General features: G+C 66.0%; 14 protein-coding genes. 2 read left to right on the top strand and 12 right to left on the bottom strand.

The window, feature by feature from the left end; all coding sequences use genetic code 11:
* Positions 1 to 221: 221 nt before the first annotated feature.
* The 4 genes from nikC to BMZ97_RS31080 are packed head-to-tail and all read right to left on the bottom strand — an operon-like array spanning position 222 to position 4,305.
* Positions 222 to 1,073 (bottom strand): nickel transporter permease, encoded by an 852-nt coding sequence (gene nikC, locus BMZ97_RS00190; RefSeq protein ID WP_092164275.1) that lies wholly within the window; start codon positions 1,071 to 1,073, stop codon positions 222 to 224.
* Positions 1,070 to 1,996: an ABC transporter permease gene (locus tag BMZ97_RS00195; RefSeq protein WP_092164276.1), complete on the bottom strand. Its 927-nt coding sequence runs from the start codon at positions 1,994 to 1,996 to the stop codon at positions 1,070 to 1,072. Before BMZ97_RS00195 ends, nikC begins: the two co-directional genes overlap by 4 nt.
* A gap of 6 nt (positions 1,997 to 2,002) precedes the next feature.
* Entirely contained in the window at positions 2,003 to 3,511 is a 1,509-nt protein-coding gene (locus BMZ97_RS00200) for an ABC transporter substrate-binding protein (RefSeq protein ID WP_092164277.1), read from the bottom strand.
* Entirely contained in the window at positions 3,511 to 4,305 is a 795-nt protein-coding gene (locus tag BMZ97_RS31080) for a GntR family transcriptional regulator (protein WP_175525376.1), read from the bottom strand. Before BMZ97_RS31080 ends, BMZ97_RS00200 begins: the two co-directional genes overlap by 1 nt.
* A gap of 570 nt (positions 4,306 to 4,875) precedes the next feature.
* Here BMZ97_RS31080 and tagH point away from each other — a divergent pair.
* Together tagH and BMZ97_RS00215 are read left to right on the top strand one after the other, a co-directional pair.
* Entirely contained in the window at positions 4,876 to 6,339 is a 1,464-nt protein-coding gene (gene tagH, locus BMZ97_RS00210) for a type VI secretion system-associated FHA domain protein TagH (RefSeq protein WP_175525377.1), read from the top strand.
* 175 nt (positions 6,340 to 6,514) lie between these two features.
* Positions 6,515 to 7,024 carry a PAAR domain-containing protein gene (locus tag BMZ97_RS00215; RefSeq protein WP_092164280.1) on the top strand — a complete coding sequence of 170 codons (510 nt, stop codon included), beginning with the start codon at positions 6,515 to 6,517 and terminating at the stop codon, positions 7,022 to 7,024.
* Between the two features lie 345 nt (positions 7,025 to 7,369).
* Here the strand turns inward: BMZ97_RS00215 and tssH are convergent, their stop codons facing one another.
* The 8 genes from tssH to BMZ97_RS00255 all read right to left on the bottom strand — a co-directional run bounded on the left by tssH (position 7,370) and on the right by BMZ97_RS00255 (position 18,127).
* Entirely contained in the window at positions 7,370 to 10,132 is a 2,763-nt protein-coding gene (gene tssH, locus BMZ97_RS00220) for a type VI secretion system ATPase TssH (protein WP_092164281.1), read from the bottom strand.
* The gene (gene tssG / locus BMZ97_RS00225) at positions 10,129 to 11,172 is read right to left on the bottom strand and encodes a type VI secretion system baseplate subunit TssG (protein ID WP_092164282.1); all 1,044 of its coding nucleotides are present in this window, start codon (positions 11,170 to 11,172) and stop codon (positions 10,129 to 10,131) included. The genes tssH and tssG overlap by 4 nt, the downstream gene beginning before the upstream one ends.
* Positions 11,169 to 13,130 carry a type VI secretion system baseplate subunit TssF gene (gene tssF, locus BMZ97_RS00230; protein ID WP_092164283.1) on the bottom strand — a complete coding sequence of 654 codons (1,962 nt, stop codon included), beginning with the start codon at positions 13,128 to 13,130 and terminating at the stop codon, positions 11,169 to 11,171. Before tssF ends, tssG begins: the two co-directional genes overlap by 4 nt.
* Positions 13,131 to 13,370: 240 nt before the next feature.
* Positions 13,371 to 13,916, bottom strand: a complete 546-nt coding sequence (gene tssE / locus BMZ97_RS00235; RefSeq protein WP_244546172.1) for a type VI secretion system baseplate subunit TssE — start codon at positions 13,914 to 13,916, stop codon at positions 13,371 to 13,373.
* Between the two features lie 125 nt (positions 13,917 to 14,041).
* A complete protein-coding gene (locus BMZ97_RS00240; protein WP_092164284.1) occupies positions 14,042 to 14,527 on the bottom strand; it encodes an Hcp family type VI secretion system effector in 486 nt (161 codons plus the stop codon).
* Positions 14,528 to 14,658: 131 nt separating this feature from the next.
* Entirely contained in the window at positions 14,659 to 16,152 is a 1,494-nt protein-coding gene (tssC, locus tag BMZ97_RS00245) for a type VI secretion system contractile sheath large subunit (protein WP_092164285.1), read from the bottom strand.
* Between the two features lie 77 nt (positions 16,153 to 16,229).
* Positions 16,230 to 16,751 carry a type VI secretion system contractile sheath small subunit gene (gene tssB, locus BMZ97_RS00250; protein WP_092166424.1) on the bottom strand — a complete coding sequence of 174 codons (522 nt, stop codon included), beginning with the start codon at positions 16,749 to 16,751 and terminating at the stop codon, positions 16,230 to 16,232.
* A gap of 80 nt (positions 16,752 to 16,831) precedes the next feature.
* A complete protein-coding gene (locus BMZ97_RS00255; RefSeq protein WP_175525378.1) occupies positions 16,832 to 18,127 on the bottom strand; it encodes a type VI secretion system protein TssA in 1,296 nt (431 codons plus the stop codon).
* Between the last annotated feature and the right edge of the window lie 29 nt (positions 18,128 to 18,156).

The raw sequence follows: 18,156 nt of genomic DNA on the forward strand, positions 1-18,156 counted from the left end.
ATCCTCATAGGCGTGACGGAAAATACAACCGCGCCGTCGTCCCGGGCGACCGGAGGGAGACCCGGGATCCATTCCTGAAGCGTTCCGGAATGGATCCCGGGTCTACGCGGAGTTTATCCTTGGGCCGATCGAAGATCGGACCCGAGGGCTCCGCCCGGGACGACGGCACGGTTTGATCAACGGCCATTGCGATTGAAATCAGGAGCTGCACGGCATCATGCTCAGCGGAAACGGGGGTCGAGGCGGTCGCGCACGGCGTCGCCGGTCAGGTTGACGGCAAGCACGAGCACGAACAGGCAAAGCCCCGGAAGGGTCGCGACCCACCAGGCGGTGGCGACGTAGTTGCGGCCCGTCGAGAGCATCGCGCCCCAGCTCGCTGTCGGCGGCTGGACGCCCAGGCCCAGGAAGGAGAGCCCGGCCTCGAACAGCACCATCAGCCCGAATTCGAGCGTCGCGACGACAGAAACCGCGCCGATGATATTGGGCAGGAGATGGCGGAAGAGGACGCGCGGCGCGCTGGCGCCCATCAGCGCCGCAAGCCGGACATAAGGCATGGTCGCGATCGAGAGCGTCTGGCTGTAGGCGACGCGGGCGTAGCGCGGCCAGCGCGTCAAGGCGAGCACCAGGACGACATTGACGAGGCTCGGCCCCAGCACCGCGACGGTGATGATTGCCAGCAGCACGGCTGGGATCGAGAGGAAGACGTCGACGACGCGCATCACCGCGACCTCGATCCAGCCGCGCCGGTAGCCCGCGATCATGCCGAGCGTGGTGCCGACCGTGCCCGACAGGATGACCGAGGCGAAGGCGACGATCAGCGAGACGCGCGCGCCATGGATGATGCGGCTGAGCAGATCGCGGCCGAGCTCGTCGCTGCCGAGCCAGTAATGGAAGCTGCGCGAGACCGTGCCGGGCGGCTTCAGGCGGCCGACCAGGTTCTGGGCATTGGGGTCATAGGGCGCGAGCCAGGGCGCCAGGATCGCAGCCAGTGCCACCAGAGCGACGATCGCCAGCGGCCACCAGCGCCAGAGCTGGCGCTTGCGGCGCGCAGGCGAGGCAGCAACAGCGCTCATCGCCCGCCATCCAGCACGATGCGCGGATCGACCAGGCTGTAGAGTAGGTCCGAGATCAGGTTCAGCGCCACGGTGACGAAGGCGCCCATCAGCACGACGCCCTGCACGATCATGAAATCGCGCGCCAGGATCGCCTGCACGGTGACCTGCCCGATGCCGGGCCAGGCGAAGACCGTTTCGACGATGACGGCGCCGGCGAGCAGGTTCGAGATTTCGAGCGCCGCGACCGTGATCAGCGGGATCGAGGCGTTGCGGGCGATGTGGCGGAGGAGCAGGCGCCCGGTGCGGACGCCGCGCGAGCGGGCGGTGCGGGCATAATCCTTCGACAATTCGTCGAGCAGGGCCGAGCGCGTGATGCGCGCGAAGGTCGCCATCGAGAGCAGGCCGAGCGCGAAGGACGGCATCACCAGATGCGAGAGGTCGCCGGTCGAGGAGGGCGGCAGCCAGCCGAGCAGCACCGAGAAGACCAGGATCATCAGGATGCCGCTCCAGAAGGTCGGCATGCTCTGGGCCGCGAGCACGAAACCGGCCGCGAGCTTGGCGATCGGCTTGTCGCGGAACACCGCAAGCAGGATGCCGATCGGCACGCCGATGCCGCAGGCGACGAGAAGCGCGCCCGCCGCCAGCATCAGCGTATAGGGCAGGCGCGAGGCGATGATCGTCATCACCGGCACGCGCTGCACGACGGACTGGCCGAGGTCGAAGCGGGCGAGATCGGCCAGGAAGTCGAGATACTGGATCAGCAGCGGCCGGTCGAAGCCCATGGCATGGCGCAGCGCGTCGACATCGGCCTTGGTCGCCGTCTCCGGCACCAACAGATAGGTCGGGTCGCCGGTCAGGCGCTGGACGAAGAAGATCAGCGTCACCACCCCGATGATGGTGGCGAGCGCCTGTCCGGCACGCCTGAGCAGGAAGCCTTGCACGATACCTCAGTCCGTCCAGCTCATGCGGTTGAGGAACATGCTTTCATTCGGCGTCGGCTTGAACTGCAGGTTCTTGGTCGCGCCGTAGATCACCGCCGCCTGGTAGAGCGGCACCAGCGGGGCTTCCGCGGCGATGATCTCGTGGACCTGTTTATAGGCGGCAAGCCGCTTGTCCTTGTCGAGCGTCTGGCGCGCCTCTTCGAGCAGGCTGTCGGCCTTGGGGTTGCGATAAGCCGACCAGCCGCTGCTCTTGTGGATCAGCGGGAAGAGCACGCCGTCGGCATCCTGGCAGGCGCAGGACCAGCGACCGAAGCTCAGCGTCGAGGTCGCCTCCGGCCCCGCCTGCGAGCGCTTGAGGTAGCTCGCCATGTCCGACATCGCGATCTTGACGTTGAGGCCGGCATCGTTGAGCTGCTGCTGGATCGCCTGGACGATGCGCTGGTCGAAGACCGGCGAGGTCGAGAGCTCGATCTCGGCCTTCGCCGCCGGGCCGGCCTCAGCGACGAGCGCCTTGGCCTTGGCGAGGTCGTAGCCCGGTCCTTTGAGGCCCTCGATCCAGCCGAAGCTCGCCGGCGTCAGCAATTGCGAGACCGGCTTGTCGAAGCCGCCGAGCAGGCCGTCGACCAGCCCTTCCTTGTCGATGGCATAGGCCGCCGCCAGCCTGAGCTTGACGTTGTCGAAGGGCGGCTTGACCGTGTTGAGGCGCAGATAGGCGACGCGCTCGGTCAGGCCGATCAGGGCCTTGGCCTTGGTCGCGGATTTGAGCTGGCCGGCCTGGTCTGAATCGAGCGTCACACCGAGATCGCTGGTCCCGGCCTGCAGATTGGCGAGCCGCGTCGCCCCGTCCGGCACGGCGCGGAAGATCACGGCCGGGAAGGGGCCTTTGTCGCCCCAATAGGCGTCATTGCGCACAAGCGAGACCTGCACGCCGCGCTGCCAGTTTTCGAATTTATAGGGCCCGCTGCCGACGGGTTTCAGGTTGAAGGCGTCCTTGCCGACCGCCTCGACGATGGCCTTGGGCACGATCGAGAGTTTGACCAGCTGGGCGAGCAGGGCGGGATAGGCGCCGTTGGTGGTGAGCTTGATCTTGGTCGGCGAGAGCGCGGTCGCATCGGTAATCTTGTCGAACTGGCCGAGCTGCGGGCTGCCGAATTTCGGATCGGTGATGCGCTTGACGCTGTAGGCGACGTCATCCGCCGTCAGCTTCGAGCCGTCATGGAAGGTGATGTCGGGCCGCAGCTCGAACTCGATTTCCGTGTCGGAGAGGTACTTCCAGCTGGTGGCCACCTGCGGGACGATCTCGCCCTTGTCGTCGCGGGTGACGAGATTGTCGAAGATATTGCGGTAGACATAGTAGCTGTCGGGGTTCCACTGCACCTGCGGATCGAGCGAAGACGGCTCGTTGACGAGGTCGACGACGAGCCGCTCCTTCGAGGCCTGGGCCGGAGCAGCACCGAGCGCGAGCACGGCGGCCAAGGCGGCCGCGACATGAGTGGTCCGCGAGAGAATGCTCATCACTGCTGCTCCTTCGAGAGGGGGATCGGGAGAGGGATCGGAGTGTCCGTGGTTGCGGTCGCGGACCGCGCCGTGCGCCGGCGCGCCGAGCGGGCCGCCGGCTGCGCCAGGCGAGCCGACATCGCCATGAAGCCATGGGCGAGGGCATTGGCGAAGCGCTCGTTCTCCTGCGTGATCGCGAAGCGGGCAGCGTCCGCATCGCCCGCGATCAGCGCTGCCGCCAGCGCGCGCCGATCGGGCGGCGCGACGGGGTGGCCCGCGAGCTCGAGCAGGCGCAGGATGCGGTCGGTGTGGTCCCAGATCTCGCCGAGCCAGCGCCGGGTGAAGGCGCCGGCGCTGATGACGAGCAGATCACGCAATTGCCGCTCGGCCAGGCGCGCCGTCGCCAGGGCGGCGGGCTCGCTACGGCCAAAGACCGATTCCATCACGCCGAGCAGCGAAATCAGCAGGTCGCGCGCCTGTCCGTTGAGGCGCTGCGCCGCGAGCGACGGCTCGAGCCTGCGGCGGCCATCCAGCATCGCCTCGATCAGCGCGCCGTCCACCGGAGCGATGCGCCAGCCCTGCCTGGCGTGCCGGCTGACGAAGCCCTCGCCCGACAAGGCGGTCAGCGCGACGCGGATGCCGGCCCGGCCGAGGCTGAAGCGCTCGACCAGGGCAGCCTCGTGGATGAAATCGCCCGGTGCGAGTTCGCAGGCGATCACCGCCTTGCGCAAACGCCGGGTCGCGACATCCATCCGCGCCTCGGCGGCGGGCAGGGTCACAGACGGGGCGAAGGGGGAGGAGGTGTCGAGCATGTCGGCAATCTGGAATGGTTTGTGAGATTTCACAAGTGGCTTGTGACATCTTAATATCGGCGCGGAAGACCGCTGTGCGTGGGGCCAAGACCCGATTTGGTCACGTGAGCCCTTATCCTGAGGAACCGCGTCAGCGGCGTCTCGAAGGATGTTCCAGATGGTTCCAGAGCCTCCTGGATCATCCTTCGAGACGCGCTTCCTGCGGAAGCGCTCCTCAGGATGAGGGCTGAGGGCTAAGTGCGCAGCCTTGCCCGAAGGGAGAGGGCAGGGTGAGAGGGCTGCCGTTCGGCGCTGTGGCCGTGACCTCACTGCTGCTCCATCGTCATTGCGAGCGCAGCGAAGCAATCCAGGGGCGGCAGAGCTCGACGTCCCCCTGGATTGCTTCGCTGCGCTCGCAATGACGGCAAGTCGGCCATCCGATCTGGCCATCCCGATGCTTGCCGTCGCGATGCTTGCCTTGGACGTAAGGATTCTTTGACCTTTCCTTACGTCGCACTATGATTTTCGCGTCGAGCCGTACGATACTTGCGTAGGATTACGTCCGGGCTTTGTGTGAACGGGAAACTGCGCGTGCCGTCGCTTACGCTGTCGATACAGAACGTGGACCGGCTGCCCGATGGCGGCCCGCTCCAGATCACCATCAAGGGCCAGCGCGGGCTTGATATCGGCCGCGACCAGTATCTCGACTGGACCTTGCCCGACCCTGGCCGGATCGTCTCCAGCCGGCACTGCGAGGTGCGTTTCCGCGACGGCGCCTATTGGCTGCACGACGTGTCGAGCAACGGCACCTTCGTCAATGGCAGCGAATTGCGCATGTCGGGGCCACACCGCCTCAAGGATGGCGACCGGCTCGAGATCGGCCACTACATTATCGGGGCGAGCGTCGACAGCGAAGGTGCGTCGGACACCGCCCCCGAGGCTGCCGCGCCGTCCTTCTCGCGGCCGGAGGAGATGTGGGACAGCGCCTCGACAGAGCCGCCGATCCCGGCCTCCGAGCTCAGGCCACCGCGCCCGGCGACTGAGCAGAACGACCTGATGAACTGGTATGTCGATATCCCGGATATCGATGAGCCGGCGCGCCGCAACGAACCGGCCTGGCTGCCGCCGGACCGGAGCGCTGCCCCCGCCGCGCCTCCCCCTGTTCCGCCGCCGGCGCCGAATGCCGAAGTGCCGGGCTTCGAAGCCTTGCCGCCGATGACCGCGCCGCTGCCGGCGCCACGCGGCGACTGGTCGATCCACCCCATTCCCGATGCGCCCGAGCCGGCTCAGCCTTCGCCCGAGCCCGTGCCGTTGGGCGGCTACATGACCTCGCCGCCGGCCGCGATCCTGGCGGCCAAGGCCGCGCGCCCGGCTGCCGCTGTCGCCACGGCACCCGAGCCGCCGCCGGCCGCTCCGCCGACCCCGGTCAAGGCTCCGTCGGCCCAGACTTCGGCCCAGGCGCAGATCGGCAATCAGCTCGCAGCGAGGATGGCGCGCGGCGCTGGCGTCAGCGAGGACATCTTCAACCGCCGCTCGCCCGAGGAGATGGCCGAGCTTGCCGGCCTGCTGCTCAGGATCACTTGCGAGAACGTCAAGCAGATGCTGCAGGCGCGGGCCGAGACCAAGGGCCTCGTGCGCAGCACCAACCAGACCATGATCCAGGCGCTGGAGAACAACCCGTTGAAATTCTCGCCGACCGTCGAGGACGCGCTGCGGATCATGTTCGGGCCCAGCACGACGAGCTATCTCGACGCCAGGCGGGCGCTCGAAGACAGCTTCAAGGATCTGAAGACCCACCAGATGAACACCTACTCCGCCATGCAGCAGGCGTTGAAAATGGTGGTGGAAGATCTGGATCCCACCGTCATCGAGGCCGCGACGGACAAGGAAGGCGGGCTCGGCGGCCTGATGGGCTCGCGCAAGGCCAAGCTCTGGGACCATTTCGTCACGCGCTGGAAGGCCAAGACCGAGCGCCACGACAACGGCCTGGTCGATGCCTTCATGCTGTATTTTTCGGAATGCTACGACAGGTTGGCGAGCAAGCTGCGCTCCTGAGCAGCCGGTTTGGAAACTCCAACCCCATCCTAAACTCCAGCCCTCATCCTTCGAGACGCCGCTGCGCGGCTCCTCAGGATGAGGGCTGGAATGTCCAACGGGCTCCCGAGCAGCCTTGTGGGTTTACCACGCAGGATCTAGGATTCCCCTGCGTCATCTTGCGGAGGGATAGGCCATGCCGACCGGACCGGCTGCCCGTATAACCGATCCCGTGCTGCACCCGCTGCCGCCGGTCCTGCAACCGGGGCCGGGCAGCGCCAATGTCCTGATTGGCGGCCTGCCGGCCTGGCGCGGCATCGGCGGGGCCGGTGCGGCCGCTGTGCAGGCCGCAAAGCAGGCGTCGGACACCACGCTCGCCGCGGCGAAAGCGGCGACGGTCGCTGCCGCCCCCACCCCGGGCGCAGCGGCAGCGGTTGCGGCCGAGGAGGCCGCCAAGACAGCGGCGTCCGCCGCGATGAGCGCGACGATCACCGGTGCGGCAGCAGGCGGTGGCGGGGTCGACATCCATATCTGCGCCACGCCCTTGCCGATCCCGCCGCATGGACCCGGCGTCGTTGTCGATGGCTCGACGACCGTGATGATCAACGGCTTGCCGGCCTGCCGCATGGGCGACACCATCGTCGAGGCGCTCGGGCCGCCCAACAAGATCATGATGGGCTGCCCGACTGTGATCATCGGCGGCTGAGCGCCCGTTTGAAATGTCCGATAGCCTTTTCCTGAGGAGGTATTCCCCGGGGAATGCCTCCTCAGAGTCTGACCTGAAATGAACCGAGCGATATCGGAGACTTCCGATCGCTCGACATCCCCGCGCCGTCATCCTGGACAAGCCGCGAAGCGGCGCAGCTCCGGATCCATCGGAGGGCTCCGGAGCTCTACGATGGATCCCGGGTCGAAGCTTCGCTTCGCCCAGGATGACGGCGCGTCGGTGGCGAAGACAGAGCCATTGAAATCTTTGGGTTCATTTCAGGCCAGCTCCTCAGGATGAGGGCATTTCCAACCGACGCTGGGCGCTTTTATTCGAACCACGGCTCTACGCGACCTCATAGGCGAACTGCCCGTCCGCGATCGCGACCTTGGCGCTCTTCACCTCGGTTTTCTCGATCGCCTTGTTGAGGAAGGCGCGCGAGAGCGCCGGCAGCAGCGTGTTGGTGATGATGTTGTCGATCATGCGGCCGCCGGAATCCGGGTCGTTGCAGCGCGAGACGATATGCGCGACCACCGCGTCGTCATAGATGAAAGCGGCGTTGTGGTTCTCGCGGATGCGCTTGCCGATGCGGTCGAGCTGGAGGCGCACGATGCCGCCCAGCATGTCGGGCGAGAGCGGGTAATAGGGGATCGTGACGATGCGGCCGATCAGGGCCGGCGGGAAGACCTGCAGCAGCGACGGGCGCAGCGCCGCCGAAAGCGTCTCGGCGTCGGGCTTGGCTGACGGGTCGCGCGCCATGTCCATGATCACATCGGTGCCGACATTCGAGGTCAGGATGATCAGCGTGTTCTTGAAATCGATCCGGCGGCCGGTGCCGTCCTCCATCTGGCCCTTGTCGAAGACCTGGAAGAACAGCTCGTGCACATCCGGGTGCGCCTTCTCGACTTCGTCGAGCAGCACCACCGAATAGGGCTTGCGGCGTACGGCTTCGGTCAAGCGGCCGCCCTCGCCATAGCCGACATAGCCGGGAGGTGCGCCCTTCAGCGTCGAGACCGTGTGCGCCTCCTGGAACTCGCTCATATTGATGGTGATGATGTTCTGCTCGCCGCCATAGAGCGCCTCCGCCAGCGCCAGCGCCGTCTCGGTCTTGCCGACGCCTGAGGGCCCGCAGAGCATGAACACGCCGATCGGCTTATTGGGGTTGTCGAGCTTGGCGCGGTTGGTCTCGATGCGCTTGGCGATCATCGCCAGCCCATGGGCCTGGCCGACGACGCGCTTGTTCAAGGTCTCGGCCAGGTTGAGGATGGTCTCGATCTCGTCCTTGACCATCCGGCCGACCGGAATGCCGGTCCAGTCCGAAACGATCGCCGCGACAGCCTGCTCGTCGACATGGGCGTAGATCTTGCGCTCGTCGGGGTTCAAGGCTTCGAGCGAGGCGTTCCTGTCCTTCAGCGCGGCGAAATCGGCTTCTGCATCGGGGGGAGCCGCTTCCGCATCCTCGCCGATCGGTGCGGCGGCGGGTGCTGCGTCGTCATTGGCTGCGTCGTCGCTGGCCGCGTCCGAGCCGGCGGCGGGAGCTGCCTTGGCTGCTGCTGCCTTGTCAGCTGCGGCCTTGGCAATCTTCTCGCGCAGCGCCTTGATCTCGTCGACGATCGCCTTCTCCGAGGCCCATTCGGCTTCGAGCTTCGCCAGCTTCTCCTGCAGCGTCGCGGTCTCGGTCGCAATCTCGGCGAGACGCTCGCTCGCGTCGGTGCCGATGTCGCGATCGGTCTCCAGCGCGGTCTTTTCCTTGTCGAGCGCGGCAATAGTGATGCGCGTATCCTCGATCGAGGCCGGCGTCGTGGTCTGGCTGATCGCGACGCGGGCGCAGGCCGTGTCGAGCAGGCTCACCGCCTTGTCGGGCAATTGCCGCGCCGGGATGTAGCGATGCGACAGGCTCACCGCCGCGACGATCGCCGCATCCGAGATGCGCACGCCATGGTGCTTCTCCATCGGCCCCAGAATGCCGCGCAGCATGGTGCAGCAGCGAGCGATGTCGGGCTCGTCGATCTGCACGGGCTGGAAGCGCCGGGTCAGCGCCGGATCCTTCTCGAAATAGAGCCGGTACTCGGCCCAGGTCGTCGCCGCGATGGTGCGCAAGGTGCCGCGCGCCAGAGCCGGTTTCAGCAGGTTGGCGGCATCGCCCGTGCCGGCGGCCCCGCCTGCGCCGATCAGCGTATGCGCCTCGTCGATGAACAGGATCACCGGTGTCGGCGAGGACTGCACTTCGTCGATGACCGAGCGCAGGCGCTGCTCGAACTCGCCCTTCATCGAGGCGCCGGCCTGCATCAGGCCGATATCGAGCGAGCACAGCCTGACGCCGCGCAAGGGCGGCGGCACGTCACCCGAGGCGATGCGCTGGGCAAAGCCCTCGACCACGGCGGTCTTGCCGACGCCGGCCTCGCCGGTGAGGATCGGGTTGTTCTGGCGCCGGCGCATCAGCACGTCGATGATCTGGCGGATCTCGTCGTCGCGGCCGGTGATCGGGTCCATCGTCCCCGAGGCCGCCTTGGCGGTGAGATCGATCGAGAAGCGGTCGAGAGCGGTCGAGCCCTTGGCTCCGGGCGCGGCCTCCGCGCCCGGCGTACCGGCCGCGCGCAATCCCGAACCGTCCATCGGCTGCAGCGATTCCTCGTCCGACTGGGCCCAGACGGTGCGGTACTCGCCGGCCAGCGTGTCGACCGGGATTTTCGCGAATTCCTTGGAGGCGTCGACCAGGGCGCGGCGGACATCGAGCGATTTCAGCGCCGCGACCAGGACATGGCCGGAGCGGATCTGGGTCTCGCCGAAGAACAGCGTCGCATAGTGCCAGCCGCGATCGAGCAGGTCGGTGACCTGGTTCGAGACGCCGGGCATCTCGGTCTCGTTGCGCTTGAAGCCGTTCACGACCGCGCCGATCTCGGCGAGCATGCGGGCGCGGTCGAGCTTGTAATGGTCGATGGTGATCGCGATGTCGGATTTGTCGTTCTGGAGCAGATGCAGCAGCCAGTGCGCCACCTCGACATTGCGGTTGCCGCTGCGTTTGGCTGCGCGCAGCGCCTGGATGAAGGCGTCGTAGCCCAGGCGATTGAGCTTGCCGGTAATGGCCTCCAGACTGATCTCGCTCATGACGGCCCCTTCGTCTTGTTGGTTTTCGGCGGTTTTTTCGGCTGTGGGGCGGTCTTTTGCCCCGGCTGGAAGCGCGCATCGCAACGGATCTCGCTGGCATCGACATCGCGCTTCGGTGAGAGCCATGAGGTCCAGCCGAGCTGGCCCGAGCGCGACAGGCGCATCGGTTCGACCTTGCTGGCGGGGATGGCGAGCTCGATATCCCAGGTGATCTCGTGGCCGACGACGAAGAAGATCGCGTCGTTCAGGGCCTGGCAGATGTCGCCGCTCGGCAGGAAGCGCCGGTATTCGTCGAGATCGGCCGTATGCAGCCGCACCACGATCTTGTCCTCGATGCTGAAGACGCCGGCGCCGATCAGCATGTCGACGCCGAGCCGGGCATGGCGGCCGCCGAGGCTGGAGCGGTCACTTTCCTCGAATTCGATCTTCATGCCGACGAATTCATCGATCTCGACCTTGAGGTTGAACATCCCCTCGAGAAAGCCGCGCAGGCGCGCCGCCGATTTCGCCTGCGCGCCGAGCAGGCCGGAAAAGCCGGCCTTCAGCGCGTCCGGCGTGGCGTCGAGCCCGCGATAGGGCGCGCTGCCCAGTCCGATGCCGGAGCCGACGAAATCGAAGAAGCGGTCATGGTCGAGGCTGTCATGCTGGGCCACAGGCCTGGCATCGGCCCAGCTGCGGAAAAACAATTGCAGGAAGCGGTTCTGAAACAGGTCGAGAAAGCGCGGAAAGGCGTCGTCGCCGGCGAGCAGCCAGCCATGGGCTTCCTCGGTCGTGGCATAGGGCAGGGCACCCTGCGGGCCGAGCAGGCCGAGGAACTTGACCAGGATGCGCATGCGCCCGGTCGCGTCCGCCCCGGCCTTGGCCAGGGTCGAGGCCGGGAAATCCATATAGGGGTCCTGGCCCAGCGCGACATAGTCCTCGCGCGTCGCGCTGGAATTGCCGATGCGGGGCTGCTTGGGATTGGCGCGCTCCAGCCGCCGCAGCGTCTCGTAGAAATCGAAGCGCCAGGGCTCCTGGGTCAGGTCCTCGAGGAAGCTCACAGCACCCTCCTCGATCCGGCGCGGGGCGGCCAGCGCGCGATCTCGCCGCGCTCGACCGTGCGGATCACGGTCTGGGTGAAGTGGTTCATGCCGGCATATTCGGCGAAGAAGCGGTCGAGGATGGCTCCCAGCAGGAAGGCGCCCGAGCCCTCGAAGGCCTTCTCGTCCAGGGTCACGGTGACCTCCGTGCCGCGCGCTGCGCCGAGCCCCGCGCGATGGCGCACGCGCCTGACCACAGGGCGGCTGTCGAGCGAACGCGTCCCGCGGATGCGCCGTTCGGTGGCGGCGTCCGCGAGGTCGGCGAAGAGGGCGAGCGTCTCGCGCAGCGCCCGCCCGTCCTTGCCGCCGCCGCGCTCGAGCAGGCCGAGATGGTTGAGGCTGAGCATGTTGATCAATCGCCAGGTCACGGTCCCGGTATGGGCGGTCTCGCCGCGGCTGCGCAGATAGGAGGCGACGGGCTCGCGCGGCGCCGTCGGCCCCGCCACGCAGACGATGTCGAGCGTCTGGTCCTCGGGCAGGCGGAAATCGGCGCCGCTGCTGCCGACCGGCAACTGCTCGGCCAGATGCCGGTTACTGCAGAAGGCGCGGATGCTGAGCTCGACGACGCGCGCTGCCAGATCCGTGCCCGGCTTTTCCGTCAGCGAGATGAACATGTCCGTGCCGATATAGTCTGAAGCCGCGCCGCGCTGCTTCTCCTCGATCGAGCGGCGCCGGGGCAGGCGGCGGATGGTGTAGAACAGCCCGGATTCATCGCCGCTTTCGAGCGAGGAGGAATAGAGCGGGCGCACCGGCACCTTCTCCCGCCCGCCGGCGAAATGCGCGAAGACCTCGACGATGCGGTGCGGTTCGAATTCGAGATAGCGGCTGCGGTCCGGCACGACATGGTGCTCGTGGACATTGGTCTTCATCGGAATGCGGTCGGTGCCCATCTCGAACAGGTTCACCGCAGGGCTCGTGTAGAGCGAGAAGGTGTTGCCATCGACGATGCTGCCGAGCCGCGGGCTCGCCTCGTCGAAGACCATGACGATCTCGATATTGCGCGCCGCGAGCGACTGGCGGACGGCTTTCAGCCCGCCCAGCGTGAAGCCGAGGAATTTGCGCGGGAACATGAAATATTCGCGCAGCAGGTCGAAGCCCCGGAAGATCCGGGCATCATGCGGCAGCAGCGCCTCTTCCTCCTCCATGCCGATCTGCCGCAGGCAATCCTGCGGCAAGGGCACGGCGACCGGATCGCCGAACGGATCGAGATAGCGCAGGAACACGCCGATGCAGCGCGCCATGACGTGCTCATAGAGGGCGTGGGCATCCGGTTCCGCGCCGGTGAGATAGAAGGGCAGGGTCTCGAGCTTCGTGCCGGAGAACCAGCATTCGGGCTTCGCCTTGGCTTCAGTGTCGGAAGGCTCGTCGTCGCGGCGCGGCGTGGTGCGGTGGGTCAGGCCGATGCGCAGGCCCGCCAGCGCCCGCCGGTCGATCGGGATGCCAAGGCCCTGCAAGGCGGCGGGCGTCGCGAAATACTCCGCGCCGGTGATCTCGAAGGGCCAGAGCGTGACGTCGGAGGCGAGCCGATAGCGGCAGGCGACACGGCGGCCGCGCTGCTGATAGGTCGCGTCGATATAGCTGCCCTTCGCGATGGCTTTGCCTTCGCGCAGCGCCGTGTCGCCGAAGGCGGGCTGAAAGCGCGCCAGGATGCAGGACGGTGTCGGCGCCAGATAATTCGGCACCAGCTGCTCGAGCAGATTGGAGGTGAATTCCGGGAATTCATGCTTCAGCTTGAGCTGCACGCGCGCCGCGAGAAAGGCGGTGCCCTCCAGCAGTCCCGACACCATCGGGTCGATGCGGTCGCGCACCAGGCCGCCGAGGCGGTCGGCAATGCCGGGATATTCGTCGCCGAACTCCTTGGCCTGCTGGTAGAGCAGGTCCAGTTCGCGATTGTAGAGGTCGAGGAATTCGCGATCCATGGCGGCTAGAGTGTCGTATCGAAACGCGGAAGCCGATCCCTGGGCGACATCATGCCCTCATGCTGCGATGAGCGCCGGAGCGGGCCGGGATGATGTCTGGGGTCGTCATGGGCGTATTCCCGAAGGTCGAAACGAACTCGTCTGCCGAGGTAACCTGAATGGACAGGGCGCGCTGCCTTAGTCTTTTGTTTTTACGCGTTTTCTTCACGCGAACCGGTATCCACTTCGCTCGAAAACGCTCTAGAGGCGGCTGACCATGATCTTGCCCGAGCCCGCCTGCATCTCGGCGAAGAACTCGACGGGAACATTGACCGGGTCCGCCACCATGTCGGCGCGCACGATGAAGCGGACCGCCAGTTCATGCACGGCGATCGACTTGTCGCGCTCGACATGCAGCGATTGCCGGACAAGCCGCGGCTCGAAGAGCAGCAGCGCGTCCTTGATCTCCTGGTCGATATTCTCGATGCCCGCCTCGTCGATCGTGCGATGGGCGATGTCGGGCAGGCCGTAATTGAGGATCGACCGGCGAACGGCTTCGTTGGAGCCGAGATCGAAGGACGATTCCAGGTTCACGGTGTTCAGCAGAGTGCCGAGATCGCGCGACAACTCGCTGCGCAATCGGCTCTCCGAGATCGCGGCCCGGCCGGTCACGAGACGGCCAGCCAAGACGCGCTCACCGGCCTCGTCACGCAGATCGACAGCCTTTCTGGCATCCTTTGCCTCCGCTCCGGCGCGGAAGGCCGACATCAGCGGAATCCGCAGGCTGACCGATTTCTTGCGACTCATCGCCTACTCCGCAAGCCAAGCACAGGCGGAAGCCGCGCGGAGCGCGGCCGCCGTGATCTCGCGCGGCTGCAAAAGGCCGCGACACCGCTGACCCGAGGGCTGGTGCTGCAGACCGCCGCCGCTGATTACGCCGCGTCGACCTTGGCGATGTCGTATTTGAACGAGGGCTCCTTGCCCTTGTTGCCCTTGGCGTCCTGCGCCGCGAACTTGTACTCGAATTTGGCGAAATTCAGCGCGAAGGACACGGTGGCCTCATCACCTGAGCCGCTCAAACTGACATTGCTGACGATGATCTCTTCCATGATCAGCGTGACGAAATCGAGCGGCTTGTCGCCGGCCTTGCGCTGGATCAGCGTGCCCTTGCCGATATGGGTGCCTTTCGCCAGGAACTGCAGCAGGGTGACGGAGGCGGTGTCCGCCCTCATGAAGCATTGCACGTCCCCGAAGGAGGATTTGCCTTTGCCGCCACCGGTCGCCTCATGCATCGAGGCGCTCTGGCTTGCACCGAAGCTCCAGGATTGGAGCGCGAGCTCCTTTTCATGCCCTTTGACGGTGCTGTCGCCTTCGACTGACGGCGATTCGAGCTTCAGGTGGATGTCTTCGGCTGCCATAGTGGATTCTCCATTGCCAGTGCAGACTAGGCGCCGTTGCCCGCCCGGGCTTCCGGTGCCACTCCCAACCCCGGTAGAGAGGCTGTCGTTGCAGCCACGCTACCTGGAGCAATCCGAGTTCAGACGGCCTCTCAGGACTTCTGCGGGAGCCGCGACACCAGGCTGAGGCTCACATCCATGCCCTCGAGCTGGTAGTGCGGCCGCAACAGGAAGCGCGCCGAGTAGTAACCTGGGTTTTCCTCGTCCGGGCGAATCTGGACGCTGGCTGCCGCCAGCGGCTTGCGCGCCTTCGTTTGTTCGGTCGAGGTCGCTGGTGCGCCATCGACATATTGGTTGATCCATTCCTGCAGCCAGACGGTGAGCTGCTCCTGCTCCATCGTCGAGCCGACCTTGTCGCGCACCATGCATTTCAGGTAATGCGCGAAACGCGAGACCGCGAACATGTATGGCAGGCGGGAGCGAAGGTTTGACGACGCCGTCGCATCGACGTTGTTGTCGTATTTCTTCGGCTTGTAGAGCGATTGCGCGCCGATGAAGGCTGCCTTGTCGGAATTCTTGCGGTGGATCAGCGGGATCAGCCCGGCCTTGGCGAGCTCGGCCTCGCGCCGGTCGCTGATCGCGATTTCGGTGGGGCATTTCAGGTCGACGCCGCCATCATCGCTCGGGAAGGTATGGGTCGGCAGGTTGATGACTTCGCCGCCCGACTGGACGCCGCGAATGCGCGTGCACCAGCCCCATTCCTTGAAGGCCCGGTTGATGTTCACCGCCATCGCATAGGAGGCGTTCATCCAGGCATAGTTCGAGCCGGTATGGCCGTCGGTTTCCTCCTCGAAGCCGAATTCCTCGACAGGGTCGGATTTCGCGCCATAGGGCAGGCGTGACAGCACACGCGGCATGCACAGGCCGGCGTAGCAGGAATCGTCGGAATCGCGCAGCGAGCGCCAGGCGGCATAGTCGGGCGTGTCGAAGATCTTGCCGAGATCGCGCGGATTGGCGAGCTCGTTCCAGGAATCCATGCCCATCAATGTCGGGCCTGCGGCCGCGAAGAAGGGCGCATGCGCGGAGGCCGCGACCTTGCTGATGTCGCGCAGCAGCTGCACGTCCTGCGGCAGGTGGCTGAAATAGTAGTCGCCGATCAGGCAGCCATAGGGTTCGCCGCCGAGCTGGCCGAACTCATGCTCATAGACCTTCTTGAACAGCGGGCTCTGGTCCCATTTCGCGCCGGGATAGAGCTTCAGCGTGCGCGACAGCTCGTTCTTCGAGATGTTCATCACGCGGATCTTGAGCTGAACGTCAGTCTCCGAATTCATGATCAGGTAGTTCAGCCCGCGCCAGGCGCTCTCGATCTGCTGAAATTCCGGCGCGTGGATGATCGCGTTGACCTGCTCGGAGAGCTTCTTGTCGAGTTGCGCGATCATCTCCTCGATCGTGTCGAGAACGTCGTCCTTGACCAGCGACTGATCGGCCAGCGCCTGCTGGACCAGCGTCGAGACGGCATTCTCGACCTCGGTCGCGGCGCGTTCGCTGCGCGGCTTGAAGCTCTGCTTCAGCAGCGAGGCGAACTCATCGACATCGCGCGTTTCGGTCTGCCCGGTTTGGGTAGCGGATTTGAGCTCGGTAGCCATGATGACCGTTCCAAAAAGCGAAGTGGCGCGTCGTAGGCGTGCTCAGGATTGTGGGCGTGCCTAGGATTTGGGCGTGCTTAGGATTTCTCGTCTTCGGAGGCTGGTTTGGCGCGCTCGCTCAGCGCGGCCATCAGTTTCGGGTCGCTCAGCAGTTCACGCAGCTTGGCTTCCGCGCCCGCTTTCCCGTCCATGTAGCTCTTGAGGTTGGCGAGCTGCTCGCGCGCCTCCAGCAGCTTGGCGACGGCCGGCACCTGGCGCGCCACCGCGGCGGGGCTGAAATCGGCCATCTTCGAGAACCGCAGCGCGACCTGGAGCTTTTCGCCCGATGGCGTGTCGCCGAGCTTGTTGTCGACCCGGAAGGTGACGCCAGGCTCGATCGCCGCCATGCGGTTCTCGAAGTTGTCCATGTCGATGTCGAGGAACCCGCGATCCGCCACGTCGGGTTTTTCTGCGCCGGCATAGTTTCCGGACAGATCCGACATCACACCCATGACAAACGGAATCTCGATCTTACGATTGGCATCGTAAGGGTCATCGTAACTGATATGAACCCGAGGCGCTCGGTTGCGTCGGATGAACTTCTGGCCGCTGTCGGACATGTCAACCCCCGAGGCTGCTTCGCTGCGGAAATGAAGCAGAAACACTACATTTCAAAACGGCCGTAAGGTCAACTCCATGATCAACTTTCGTCGAGATTTCGAAATGCACGTTCCGGTAGCATTTCTCTTAAAAGTGACATGAAATCGCGTTCGGCCATCGCACGAGCACGCTCGCACAGTAACGGAATGGCGCTCGAGGGCTCCCGCACGCGCAGATGCGTGGCGACCTGCTGAAGGATGTCGAGCGCCTCGCGCCGGCTGCCTGCGGCGGGCGGATCGGCTTCTGCGTCAACAGTTTCGCCATCGGGCCCGGCCTCGATCAATGTGGCCAGGCGCTCGATCGGCAGGTCGAAGACCATGCGGCCGCCGACATTGATGGTCGCATCGCTGGCATGGTCGGGGACCAGGAGCTGAACGCTTTCAGCGAGCCCCTTGCCGACGAGCTGGCGCGCCTGGGCGACCAGCAGGAGCGCCGGGCTCGACGGTTCGCAGGTCCGGAAATAGAGCTCGGCGCCGAGCAAGGCGCGGCGGATGCCGGCCGGCGTGTCGAGCGGGATGGAGGGCGTGGGGCCGGCCGCATCCGGGGCTGCGCCGTTCGCCTCCGCGCCGCCGGCGGCCTGCGGCGCCAGCGCGGCGCCCGGGTCGCGCTTGAGGATGGCGCCGTCGAGCTCGGCCCCGATCTTGTCGAGCGTGGGCTTGAGTTTTCCGAGGCTGAGGCTGCCGGCGTTCTGCTCCTCGACGCAGGCTTCCATCTCGGCCAGCGCGGCTGTGGCAGCGACGACGAGGTCGCGGTTCTGGGCCAGCCCCGCCATGTCGCCGTCGCTGAAGGCTGTTTCCACGGCTTGCAGATCCGGCGCCGGCTCGCCCTCGCGGGCGGTGGCCTCGCCCCTCGCGATCTGGACCATCCGATAGTTGACCGCGCCGATGCGCCGGCTGACGGTCAAGGGGGCGTGCAGCAAGGGCATGATGATGCTGGTCGTATCGTCGAGCGACTCGATGACCACGATGCGCAGGCTGAAATCGCCTTCCTCGGCGGCGGGGTGGACGTGCTCCCAGCGCGTGCGCAGCAAGGCCGTCATCGCCGTCAGGGCCGCGACGAAGCCGCCGAGATCGCGGTTGAGGATGCGCAGCTTCGCGAGCAGGACGAGCAGGCGCAGATCGCGGGTGCGCCCCAGGAGGGTCTCGACGGCGCTGCTTTCTTTCGCCAGGTCGTTCTTGGTCCGGTCGAAGTCGAAGAAGGATTTCTCCGGCAGCAGGCCCTCCGCCCGCGCGACGAACAGGCTGTAATCGGGGTCATAGGCGAGGTCGAGATCGGGGCCGCAGGGGGCGTCCTCCTCGATCGCTTCGCTCAGGGTCGTGGCGAGGTCCGCTGTCATCTCGATGTTCCCCGATCCATGTCCCTCAT

The organism is Allobosea sp. OK403 (assembly GCF_900113835.1).
GTDB lineage: Bacteria > Pseudomonadota > Alphaproteobacteria > Rhizobiales > Beijerinckiaceae > Allobosea.